This is a genomic window from Xanthomonas euvesicatoria, assembly GCF_013112235.1.
Taxonomy (GTDB): domain Bacteria; phylum Pseudomonadota; class Gammaproteobacteria; order Xanthomonadales; family Xanthomonadaceae; genus Xanthomonas; species Xanthomonas euvesicatoria.
Window position 1 is genome coordinate 3,463,474 of the sequence record NZ_JABFFS010000001.1, and the last position, 11,227, is coordinate 3,474,700.

Annotated in this window: 10 protein-coding genes; 7 read left to right on the forward strand and 3 right to left on the reverse strand. The window is 67.0% G+C overall.

All coding sequences use genetic code 11. From position 1 onward, the window contains the following. Positions 1 to 41: 41 nt before the first annotated feature. The 4 genes from HLH45_RS14935 (at position 42) to HLH45_RS14950 (ending at position 3,578) form a co-directional block, all read left to right on the forward strand. Positions 42 to 1,316 carry a molybdopterin molybdotransferase MoeA gene (locus HLH45_RS14935; protein ID WP_109291517.1) on the forward strand — a complete coding sequence of 425 codons (1,275 nt, stop codon included), beginning with the start codon at positions 42 to 44 and terminating at the stop codon, positions 1,314 to 1,316. 37 nt (positions 1,317 to 1,353) lie between these two features. Next, positions 1,354 to 1,923, forward strand: coding sequence for a molybdenum cofactor guanylyltransferase (gene mobA, locus HLH45_RS14940; RefSeq protein WP_008575382.1), 570 nt, complete (start codon positions 1,354 to 1,356; stop codon positions 1,921 to 1,923). Continuing rightward, positions 1,907 to 2,269 carry a hypothetical protein gene (locus HLH45_RS14945; protein ID WP_008575384.1) on the forward strand — a complete coding sequence of 121 codons (363 nt, stop codon included), beginning with the start codon at positions 1,907 to 1,909 and terminating at the stop codon, positions 2,267 to 2,269. The genes mobA and HLH45_RS14945 overlap by 17 nt, the downstream gene beginning before the upstream one ends. A gap of 226 nt (positions 2,270 to 2,495) precedes the next feature. Further along, positions 2,496 to 3,578, forward strand: coding sequence for an AraC family transcriptional regulator (locus HLH45_RS14950; protein WP_033478964.1), 1,083 nt, complete (start codon positions 2,496 to 2,498; stop codon positions 3,576 to 3,578). A gap of 99 nt (positions 3,579 to 3,677) precedes the next feature. On the opposite strand, the gene HLH45_RS14955 is transcribed toward HLH45_RS14950, so the two are convergent. The 3 genes from HLH45_RS14955 to HLH45_RS14965 all read right to left on the reverse strand — a co-directional run bounded on the left by HLH45_RS14955 (position 3,678) and on the right by HLH45_RS14965 (position 7,363). Further along, positions 3,678 to 4,610, reverse strand: a complete 933-nt coding sequence (locus HLH45_RS14955; RefSeq protein WP_008575387.1) for an SDR family NAD(P)-dependent oxidoreductase — start codon at positions 4,608 to 4,610, stop codon at positions 3,678 to 3,680. Beyond that, entirely contained in the window at positions 4,603 to 6,036 is a 1,434-nt protein-coding gene (locus HLH45_RS14960) for a flavin-containing monooxygenase (RefSeq protein WP_008575390.1), read from the reverse strand. The genes HLH45_RS14955 and HLH45_RS14960 overlap by 8 nt, the downstream gene beginning before the upstream one ends. 349 nt (positions 6,037 to 6,385) lie before the next feature. Beyond that, positions 6,386 to 7,363 carry a siroheme synthase domain-containing protein gene (locus tag HLH45_RS14965; protein WP_008575392.1) on the reverse strand — a complete coding sequence of 326 codons (978 nt, stop codon included), beginning with the start codon at positions 7,361 to 7,363 and terminating at the stop codon, positions 6,386 to 6,388. 80 nt (positions 7,364 to 7,443) lie between these two features. Between HLH45_RS14965 and HLH45_RS14970 the strand changes: the two genes are divergently transcribed. The 3 genes from HLH45_RS14970 (at position 7,444) to HLH45_RS14980 (ending at position 11,193) form a co-directional block, all read left to right on the forward strand. After that, positions 7,444 to 8,016 (forward strand): ANTAR domain-containing response regulator, encoded by a 573-nt coding sequence (locus HLH45_RS14970; RefSeq protein ID WP_008575394.1) that lies wholly within the window; start codon positions 7,444 to 7,446, stop codon positions 8,014 to 8,016. A gap of 4 nt (positions 8,017 to 8,020) precedes the next feature. Next, positions 8,021 to 9,109, forward strand: coding sequence for a CmpA/NrtA family ABC transporter substrate-binding protein (locus HLH45_RS14975; RefSeq protein ID WP_008575396.1), 1,089 nt, complete (start codon positions 8,021 to 8,023; stop codon positions 9,107 to 9,109). A gap of 914 nt (positions 9,110 to 10,023) precedes the next feature. Next, entirely contained in the window at positions 10,024 to 11,193 is a 1,170-nt protein-coding gene (locus HLH45_RS14980) for a nitrate/nitrite transporter (protein WP_029819404.1), read from the forward strand. Positions 11,194 to 11,227: the final 34 nt, after the last annotated feature.

The window sequence follows — 11,227 nt, forward strand, 5'->3', positions numbered from 1 at the left end:
ACCTGCTGCGCCAGGGGCCGGTATCCTAGCCGGGTCATCCATTGGTCGGCACTGTCCTGCACATGATCAGCTATGCCGAAGCACTCGCGCTGGTCCACGCGCACGTCGCACCCCTTGCCAGCGAGTGGGTGGCAAGCGCCGATGCCGAAGGTCGCGTGCTTGCCGACGCCTTGTCGAGCCAGGCCGAGTTGCCGCCCTTCGACAACAGCGCAATGGATGGGTTTGCATTGGCGACCGCGGGGAGGGGTGCGTTGGCAGACCGCGAGTACGTGGTGAGCGGTACCGTTGCGGCAGGGCAGGACGCCGGTGCGGCTGCGATCGGTGCGGCCTGGGAAATCATGACCGGCGCCGGCGTGCCGCCGGGTGCCGATGCGGTAGTGCCGATCGAGCAAGTGCAGATCCTTGAGCACGACGGCGAGCGCCCCAGCCGCATCCGCCTGCGTCAGCCGGTGCGTGCGGGTCAGCACATCCGTCGTCGCGGCGAAGACGTGCGCTTGCACGATCGCGTGATCGACGCCGGCACCATGCTGCGCGGTGCGCATCTGATGCTGCTTGCCGGCCTGGGCTGCGCGCATGTGCAGGTGGTGCGGCGGCCGCGCGTGGCCTTGATCGCCACTGGACGCGAGTTGATCGGCGACCCTGCACAACCCCTGCAGCCGGGCCAGATCCGCGATGGCACCAGCAGTTATCTGCTGGCTCAGTTGCGTGCCGCCGGCGCCGATGTCGTGTGGCGTGGGCAGGTAGGCGACGACGATGCTGCGTTCGATGCGTCACTGGCACAGGCCCGCCATGCCGGTGCCGATCTCATCCTGAGCACCGGCGCCGTTTCGCGTGGTCGGTACGATTTCATCCCGGAGGCATTGGCACGCCACGCTGCCGAAGTGCTGTTTCATAAGGTCGCAGTGCGACCGGGCAAACCGGTGCTGCTTGCGCGCTTTAGCGATGGCGCGCTGTATATGGGTTTGCCCGGCAACCCGATGGCCAGCGCGGCCGGTCTGCGCTTTTTCGTCGAGCCGGCATTGCGCGGTTTGTTGGGCATGCCGGTTGAGCATGGCGTGCGCGTCGCATTAGAGGCACCGATGCAGGCCAGGCCGATCTGGCGGCAGCATCTGCGGGCACGCCTGCTGTGCAGTGCGGCCGGCGCGTTGTCGGTGCAGATCCTGCCGCAGCAGGAATCCTTTCGTGTGGCCCCGTTGCTGCAGGCCAACGTCTGGGCGGTACTGGAGCCACAGGACGAAGGCGCCGCAGCGAGCACGCATGCCCAGGTCTTCGGACTGGGCCACCTGCACCCGGCCGCGCCGGCCATCGCGCCATGAACATGCCGGTGGGTGCCGCCCATCCCGGGGCTGTCGCATGACGCTGCAGCAGCCGTGGACGGGCGTGGTGCTGGCCGGTGGACGTTCGTCGCGCATGGGGCAGGACAAGGCCTTGCTGCCCTGGCATGGACGTCCGTTGCTGGAACAGATGCAGGCGCTGCTGCGCCAGGCCGGTGCGCAGCACGTGGTGGTCAGCGGCAACCGGCCCGAATATGCCGGCATTGCCGACGTCCATCCCGATCTGGGCCCGCTCGGCGGGCTGGCAAGCGTGATCGCGGGCGCGGCCGACGCGACCACGCTGGTGGTGGTGCCGGTGGATATGCCGCTGTTGTCGGCCGCGTTGCTGGGCAAGCTGCTTGCGCCGTCGCAGCATCGCTGTGTGGCCTTCGAGGACCAGATGCTGCCGATGTGCCTGCGCCTGGATGCCAGCGTGCGCGAGGCGTTGACGGTGCTGATGGCGGGCGCTGCATCGTCACGCTCGCTGCGCGCCTTGCAGCATTCACTGCAGTGCCATCGCGTGACTGTCACTGCCAGCGAACGCGCTGAGTTCGTCAATTGCAATACGCCCGAGCAATGGAGCCGGCTGATCCATGAAAATCCAGATTGAAGGCCAACATCTGCGCTTTCGTATCGACGAGGACGAGCTGGCCAGCCTGCTGGCCGGGCGCAGCGTCGACAATCTCAGCCGGTTGCCGAGCGGGCAGGGCGCGCGGTTGGTGAGACACAGCGTGAGCCTCACCGGCGGTCACGCCGCATGTAATTGCGCCACCGATCATTGGCAACTGGCGATCCCGCGCGACGCGCTGGAGGAACACGCACGCCAGCTACCGCGCCGTGACGGGCTTCAGTTCAGTTTCGATGCGGGCGCTGGGCATGCCGAGGCGATGACCTTGCAGGTCACCTTCGACGTGGATGTGCGCGACAGCACGCGCAAGCGTCTGTTGCGGGATTGATGGCTTGACGCGCCGGCAGCTGTTGGCTGGACCTGCACGCCATCGCTTGCGCTAAAGTGCGGCCGAGCGGTTGAGGCCGCATTGTCGCGAGGACGCAACGCATGCAAGACGTTCGGCTCCGGCCGGCTTGTACCGCTACATGGCACGCGCTGCATGGTGGCGTTATTGGCTGCACGGCACGCTGGCACCGCGGCGAACGCGAACGCTCCGCGGAGCACTGCTGAGCATGCCGCGTGCGCGCGCGGCCGTCACCCGCAGCCAGCCCATCTCCGAGGTCGGCAACGCGCGTCCTGCGCCGGCCGATAACCGCCGCACGGCCAACATCGTTCCCAACACCGTGCGCTCGCTGCTGGGCCTGGTCGAAGATCGCGGACACGCGCCGGAGCGGCTGTGCAAGGGGTTGGGGTTCACCCACCGCGACCTGCACGACCGCGACCTGCTGCTGTCCTACCAGCAGGTGCGTGCGCTGATCCTGCGCGCACGCCGTCTGCTGGACGAGCCGGCGATGGGCCTGGCGGCCGGCATGCGGCAACGGCCGGTGTCCTGGGGCCTGACCGGGCTGGCCATGCTCACCTGCGAAACCTTCGGCGAAGCGATCGCCTATGGCCTGGGGCATCAGCACGAAGCCGGGGCGATGATGCAGCACCTGTTCGCACAGCAAGGCCCCGAAGCCTGCATCGAACTGGTGCCGCATGTATTCGACCTGGAGATCGAGCCTTACCTCATCGAGGAAGCCTTTGCCGGTGCCCTCAATGTCAGTCGCTGCATGCTGGGGCCGGACATCCGACCGCGCGCGGTGGAACTGGCCTTCGCGCGATCGGCCCCGCTGGAGATCTACACGCGTTTTTTCCGCTGCCCGGTGCGGTTTGGCGCCGGCCGCAACCGGATGACGCTGGAGGCAAAGTGGCTGGCCGCGCGGTTGCCGGGCTACGACCGCACCACCTGCGGACTGTTGCGGCAACAACTGGAGACCCTGATCCAGCGGCCGCCGTCGCGCAACGAGTTGGTCGAATCGATCGCACTGCGGCTGCGCAGCGATGCCGAGCATGCGCCGCGGCAACCGGAGCTGGCGCGCCAGGCCAATTGCAGCGAGCGCACGCTACGGCGTCGGCTCGGTGCGCAACAGGTCGGCTACCGGGCACTGCGCGATGCCGCCCGCTACGAACGTGCGCAGGATCTGCTGCGCAATTCGCAGATGACCGTGGCCGAGGTGGCGCAAGCGGTGGGATACGCCGATGCACGGGCGTTTCGGCGCGCCTTTCAACGGTGGTCCGGTCGTTCGCCCGGACAGGCGCGCGATCCGCGCTGAGGGTTCGACCAGACACGGTACTTGGCCGCACTGCGCGCCGGTTTGCCCTCCAACAGCGCTGCCGCCGCATGCGCTGCGTGTGCGGGCGCCAGCAGCGGCTCAGGTCCGCTGCGTGGTTGCTCGCGCTGCGGCGAGGGTGTGCGGGTCTTCGCGGTGAGCGGGCGGCACCACTTCCCATCCGTCCTGGCGCGGGCGAATCAGGCCGCGCTGCTGCAGCGACGCAAGATAGTTGCGATGCCCACGCTCGGCGCTGCGTGCGAACAGCGGCAGGGCGCGCGTCAGCAGGTTGGGCAGCAGCATGGCCAGCCGCACCGTCCACGATTCGCTGGGGCGCACGAAGCGCTCCAGGCACGGTGCGTCCAGGCACCGCAACACCTGCAATGCGACTTCGTCCGGTTGTTGCGGCCGATCCATGAACTGCAACTTGTTGCCGCCGTTGAGGGCCTCGCGCATCAGCATCGGGGTGTCGGTGGCCGACGGGTTGACGATGGAGACGCGAATGCCCAGGCGTGCGCCGTCCAGTCCCAGGCAGAGCATGGCACCGCGCAGCCCGAACTTGCTGGCCGAGTAGACCGTCGATTCCGGCAACGGGAACATGCCTCCCAGCGAGACGATGTTCACCACGCGCCCGTCGCCACTGCGCTGCAGCAGCGGCAGCAACCGGTGCGTGAGCAACAACGGCGCCATCAGGTTCAACTCCAGTTCGCCGCGGATCGACGCCGGCGTGCGCTGCTCGAACGGCGTGGTGCCGACGATGCCGGCATTGTTGACCAACAGCTGCAACTGGCCCCAATCCGTGTCGAGCCGCTCGGCGAGACGGTCGCGCGCGGCCGGATCGGTCAGGTCGGCCACCTGCGCGCACGCCAACGGCCCCAGCGCCTGCACCGCACGTGCCAGTGCATCGGCATCGATATCCACCAGCAGGCAGCGCACGCCGCGCTGGATCAGGCGCGCGGCGGTCGCGCGTCCCAGCCCGCCGGCGCCGCCGGTGATCACCGCATTCCAGCCGCGCAGATCCTGCGGCTTAGCCATGGGCAACCTCGCTGTCGGCTAGCCGTGCGGTGGCGGTAGTGCGCATGCGTGGATCGCCACCGGCGTCGAGCTTGAGCGCGTCGTACATGTGTTCGCCCAGTTCGCCCCAGCCCAATCGCCTGCGCAGCTGATGCAGATAGCGTTTGAATGCATGCGCCTCGATGTAGACGGCGTGGCGCTGCGATGCCACGAAACGGATGCCGCCGGACAGGTCCGGTGTATCGTTTTCGATCAATGCATCGAAGCGGCGTGCGCTGGCAGGATCGCGGCGCTGCGCGGTCAGGTAGGACGCGATCATGTGGGCCTGGGTGTCGAACAGCTTGTACGCGCTGGAATTGGTTTCCAGGTAGCCGATCCCGAACAGATTGCGATGCGTGCGGTTGAACATCGACAGGTACATCTGCGGGCGTCCGCCGTTCCAGAGGAAATACTCGCTGGCATACGGGCAGCTCCAGCGGTAGCCGGTGGCGCACAGCAGCAGGTCGATCTGCTCGCGGCTGCCGTCCTTGAACACCACGTGCCTGCCGTCCAGTCGGTCGATATCGGGTTTGACGGCGATGTTGCCGTGCTGGAGATGGTGCAGCAGCTGGGCGTTGAGCAGCGGGTGACTTTCGAACAGGCGATGGTCCGGCTTGGGCAACCCCAGCCGGGCCAGGTCTCCGTTGACCAGCCGCAGCAGGGCCGAAAAGATCGGGCGTGCCAGCCACAGGGGCAGGTGCGGACCGGTTTCGGCGATCTGGTCGACCGGAATCCCCATCAGGTGCTTGGGGATGAAGTGATATCCGCGGCGCACGCTCAGAAAGGCGCGTTGCGCATGCATGGCCGCCTCGCAGGCGATGTCCGCGCCGGAGTTGCCGGCCCCCAGCACCAGCACGCGCTTGCCACGAAATTCGTCGCCATGCCGGAAACTCACCGAGTGGCGGATCTCGCCATCGAAGTGGCCCGGCAATTGCGGCATGCTGGGGTCCCAGTTGACGCCCGACGCGCAGATCACCGCGGCGTAGAGGCGCTGCGAGCCATCGGCCAACGTCACCTGCCAGCGCCCATCCGCCTGTTTGTCGATGCGCAGGACGGCGGTGTCGAACTGGATCTTCTCGCGCAGACCAAACGTCTCGGCAAAGCTGCGCAGGTAGGCCAGGATCTGCCGATGCGACGGGTAGTCGGGGTATTGGCGCGGCATGGGATGGCCGATGAAGGCCGACAGATCGCGCGAGGAAATGAAATGGGTGGAGTCGTAGATCGGCGAGCCGGGGTTGCTGACGTCCCAAATCCCGCCCAGGTCGCCGTGGCGTTCGAACTGGTCGTAGTCCAGCCCCTGCGCCTTGAGCGCACGTGCCGCACTGAGCCCACCCGGGCCAGCACCGATGATGCAGACCGCATCGCTGCGGTCGAGCGGGAACGTCTGGGACGGCGAAGGCGTCTGCATGGTGTGGCGATGTCCGAACCGGGATGACGTGCTCGACTGTAGGCGGATGCGCGCGCCGTGCTGGGGACTTTTTCGGCCAGGCAGGGGGTGAAACCGGTCACGCTGGGTGGCTGTTGCCTGCCTTGCTGCACGCCGTGACGCGGTGTCGATGGCATGCGCCGGCGGGTAGCAGTCGAGCGCCATTGCGCGGCCGCGGGCCGTCATTTCCCTGGGATGGTATCGGCGGGTGCTCCGGCGATCGTTGTGTCGAACGCACGGGTTGGCAGCAGGACACGGCGCGCCGAGCGTTGCTGGCGCGGTAGGCAGTCGCGTTCAAGCGCGTCGAATCCGGCAACGCGCTTGGAAAAATCTAGCGGAGCGGCAAGCCCGGAACCCGCACCGACAGGATGCCCTGCGCGTGCAGCGCGGCGTCCAGCTCCGCCGGGATGGCATCGCCGCTGCCCATGCGCAGGACCACGACCTGCAGCCCGGCGCCAACCAACTCCACTACGACGGCCTGCTGCGCGCCCGGCGTCTCCGGCCAGGCGCGCCGTTGCGCATCCCGGCGCGCCAGTTCCATCACCGCGGCGGGCACGTCCGACGCCAGCAGCAGCACGTCGGCCAGGTTCAGGGCACGCAAGGCATTGAGCGTGAGCAGGCCGGGATCGCCCGGGCCGGCACCGACCCATTGCACGCTGCCGCGCGCCGGAACGCTGTCCACCGCGTCCAACGCAGCGGCAAAGGCGGCTTCGGCGGCGACGGTATCGCCGGCCTGCAGCAATTGCGGCACCTTCCCGTCGATCACCTGGTCGAACCAGCGGCGCCGCCGGTTCATGTCCGGCAACTGCTGACGAATGCGCTCGCGGTGCCGGGCGAACAAGGCCGCCAGCGTACCCACCGACGCATGCAGTTCGCGCTCCAGTCGCTCGCGCAGTCGGCGCGCCAGCATCGGCGCCGCGCCCGCCGACGAAATCGCAATCACCAGCGGATCGCGGTCGACAATGGCCGGTACCTGGTAGGTGGAGAGCTCGGCATCGTCCACGACATTGACCAGACGCTGGCGTGCGCCGGCCGCTGCGGCCACACGTTGATTCAGATCCACATCATCGGTGGCGGCGACGACCAGCCACACGGTGTCGATCCAGGCAGGATCGAACTCGCCTGTCATTTGCTCGAAGCGCCCGGCCTGCAGCAGCTGGGCAAGTTCGGGCGAAAGCGCATGCGCATACAGCCGGATGTGCGCCTGCGCCTTCAGCAGCGCCAGCACCTTGCGTGTGGCGACTTCGCCGCCACCGATCACCAGCACGGCGCGCCCCTGCAGGTTGGCGAACAACGGGAACAACGGCATCGGACACTCCGAAAAGATGGCTCGCACGAGCGGCATGTTGCATGGCACCATCAGGCCACGTCCATGCCTCGCTGCTGTCAATGCGTGTTTTGCTGGTCAACGATACCGAAAAGCCGATCGGCGAACTGCGCCAGGCACTGACGCGCGCCGGCTACACGGTGCTCGATGACGTGGCCTCGGTCAGCGCGCTGCTGCATGCCGTGCAACGCCAGCAGCCGGATGTGGTGGTGATCGACGTGGATTCGCCTTCCCGCGATACCTTGGAGCAGCTGTCGATGTTGCATGCGCATGCGCCGCGGCCGGTGGTGATGTTCTCCGGCGATGGCGACGATGCGTTGATTCATGCAGCGGTCGGCGCGGGCGTGACGGCGTACGTGGTGGATGGCTTGGCGCCCGCGCGGTTGGCGCCGATCGTGCAGGTGGCGCTGGCCCGTTTTGCGCAGGAAAGCAGCATGCGCAAGCGCCTGGACGAGGTCCAGCAGGCGCTGCAGGACCGCAAGCAGATCGACCGTGCGAAGGGCTTGCTGATGGAAAAACGTGGCCTGAGCGAGGCCGATGCCTATGCGGCATTACGCCAGCAGGCCATGAAGCAGGGCGTCAAACTGGCCGAAGTGGCGCGCCGCATCGTGGCCATGGCCGAGTTGTTGGGATGAATCTATGAGTCAAGCCGAATATCCCGTCCTGCGCGTGGCCTACCTGCCATTGATCGACTGCGCGCCGCTGGTCGCTGCGCAACACCTGGGTCTGGACCATCGACATGGTCTGCAGCTGGAGTTGCAACGACAGGCATCCTGGGCCGGCGTGCGCGACCGTTTGCTGGCCGGTGAAGTGGAGGCAGCCCACACCCTGGCCAGTTTGGTGTATGCGATCGACCTGGGCATCGCCGGCCCGCAATGCCCGATGGCATTGCTGATGACGCTCAATCACAACGGCCAGGCGATCACGCTGGCGCCTGCACTCGCGCAGGCGTTGGCGGCCGGCCGCACGCTGCCACAGGCATTGGCAGGATTGGGGCGGCGTGCGGTGTTCGCGCAGACCTTTCCTACCGGAACGCATGCGCTGTGGCTGTACTACTGGCTGGCTGCAGGCGGGGTGGACCCGATCGGCGATGTGGATGTGCTCAGCATTCCGCCACCGCAAATGCCCGAGGCGTTGGCCAGCGGATTGGTCGACGGCTATTGCTCCGGCGAGCCGTGGGCGACGGTGGCCGAGGCGCAGGGCACGGGGCGGCGTGTGATCCGCAGCGGCGAGTTGTGGCCTGGCCATCCGGAGAAGGTGCTCGCCTGCCGCCGTGAATTTGCAGCACTGCAGCCGGAGTTGAGCGAGCGCTTGACCGCTTGCGTGCTGGAGGCCTGCCGTTGGCTGGACGCGGCGCCAGCCAATCGCGCGCACTGTGCGCAGTGGCTGGCCGAACCGCAGCATATCGGGGTGCCGGCGACGCGCCTGGCGGTGTGTCTGGGGGCGCATCCCGAGGTTGAGTCGCATGTTGGTTGCGTCGCTGCCGCCGATGATGCGACTGCGCTGGCCTTTCACTGCGGCGGGGTGGTGAATATGCCGTGGCTGTCGGACGGCGAGTGGTTCCTGGGCCAGTTCCAGCGCTGGGGATGGCATGACGTTCAAGGCGACGACATCGCCCGGCTCGGCGATATCCACCGACTCGACAACTATCGGCGTGCCGCCGCACGTGTGGGTGTCGTCGCGCCGGACAGCGATCATCGCAGCAATCGGTTGTTCGATACGCCGTAACGCGATGGATCAGGCGTGCTGGAGTCTGCGGTGATGGCTGGAGAGCGTAGAGGGATCGCAGGGAGAGCGGCTGGTCTGCAGTTTGGCTGCAGGGGCCCTTGCCGGCCCACCAGCGCAGGACAGGCTGCAAGTACGTCCATGTAGGCTCTACACGGCATCCATGCCGCGTAAGCTCCCGCGACGGTGGGCCGGCAAGGGCCAGTGGAGATGGTCGGTGCGCCAGGTTTCAAACAGAGCAAACAGCAAGCCGCACGAGGCGGTTTCCTCGCTCTTCCACAAACCGCCGGCCAACTCCCAGGTGCGGTGTCCTCGCCGCTTGCGGCATGGATGCGGCCATCGAGTCTGCACGGACGTACTTGCAGCGTGTCTGCGAGCGGTGAGGGCGCCGCGCGCTCCATCGGCCAGGCGTTTGATCTCGGCAGTCGCGCCAATGCGTTCGACTGCACCCAGTCACGCCGTCTAGCTTCCCTGACGCGCAATGGCCGGCCTGGCGCCACGATCATGCGTGGAGGGACGGCGTGTCGCAGGAATATCGATCGATCGCGTCCGCCAGCAACGCACGTTGTTGGTGCATTGCTGCACGAAAGCCGGGAATGGTGAGCTGCGCCAGCGGCTACCCGTTACCTCGCGCGAGACCGGCAACCAGCCGCCAACCCTTAATTTATCAAGCGCTTGCAGCGCAGTGAGGCCGCGGTGAGAAAGTTGGCACGTTGATTGCGTAGGACGCACGTGCAGGTACAACGGCGTGCCTGCAACAACATGCAGACGATGCCAGCGGCTCAACGGCGAGCCGCATGCATCCAGGACAACGGCGTCCTTCCGGTTTACCGGAGGGCGCCGTTTTTTTTTTGGCCATCGCACTCGAAGAGGTCTCTATGCAGCGCTCGTTCTGGCGATCAGGGCATACGCCCACGTTGTTCGCATCTTTCCTGTATTTCGACCTGAGCTTCATGGTGTGGTATCTGCTCGGCCCGCTGCAGGTGCCGATCGCGCAATCGCTGGGGCTGGATACGCAGCAGCGTGCCTTGATGGTGGCAGTGCCGATCCTGTGCGGCGCCGTGTTGCGCCTGGTACTGGGCATGTTCGCCGACCGGATCGGCGCCAAGCGTGCCGGCATGGTCGCGCAGCTGGCGGTGATCGCAGCACTGTTCGGTGCATGGCAACTGGGCGTGCACAGCATGGGGCAGGTGCTGTTGCTGGGCGTGCTATTGGGGATTGCCGGTGCATCTTTCGCGGTGGCATTGCCGCTGGCTTCGCGCTGGTATCCGCCCGAGCATCAGGGCACCGCGATGGGGATTGCCGGAGCCGGCAATTCCGGCACGGTGCTGGCGGCGTTGTTCGCCCCGATGCTGGCGGCCGCTTTCGGCTATCAGAACGTGTTCGGCCTGGCGTGCATTCCGTTGGTGCTGACGCTGGTCGTGTTCGCAACCATCGCCAAGGAAGCACCCACGCCGGTCGCGCGCAAGCAGTGGTCCGACTATGGCCGCGTGCTGGTGGGCAACCGCGATGCATGGCGCTTCATGTGTTTCTACGCGATCACCTTCGGTGGCTTCTCCGGCTTTGCCAGCGCACTGCCTGGTTACTTCCACGACCAGTTCGATTTCGATGCGCGTACCGCGGGGTGGGCCACCGCAGCGTGCGTACTGGCCGGCTCGGTGATGCGCCCGCTCGGCGGCGTGATTGCCGACCGCCTCGGCGGCACGCGCGCCCTGTTGGCGGTGTATCTGCTGGTCGCCGGGCTGGTGGCAATCGCCGGATTTGGTGCCGGCGGCGCCACGATCACGCTGGCGCTGTTCGTGCTGACCTTGTTGTGCCTGGGCGCCGGCAATGGCGCGGTGTTTCAACTGGTGCCGCAGCGCTTCGGCCAGGACATCGGCGTGATGACCGGCCTGATCGGCATGGCAGGCGGCATCGGTGGATTTGCGCTTGCCGCAGGGCTGGGCGTGCTCAAGCAGCACACCGGCAGCTACGCGATCGGCATGTGGTTGTTCGCTGCCTTCGCGCTCGGCGGCTGGGCGTTGCTGGCCGGCGTGAAGGCGCAGTGGCGCAGCGAATGGTCAACCGCAGGCGCGGCGCGCGTCTGATATGTCGACAGGAGCCCAGGCAATGAAGCAACCC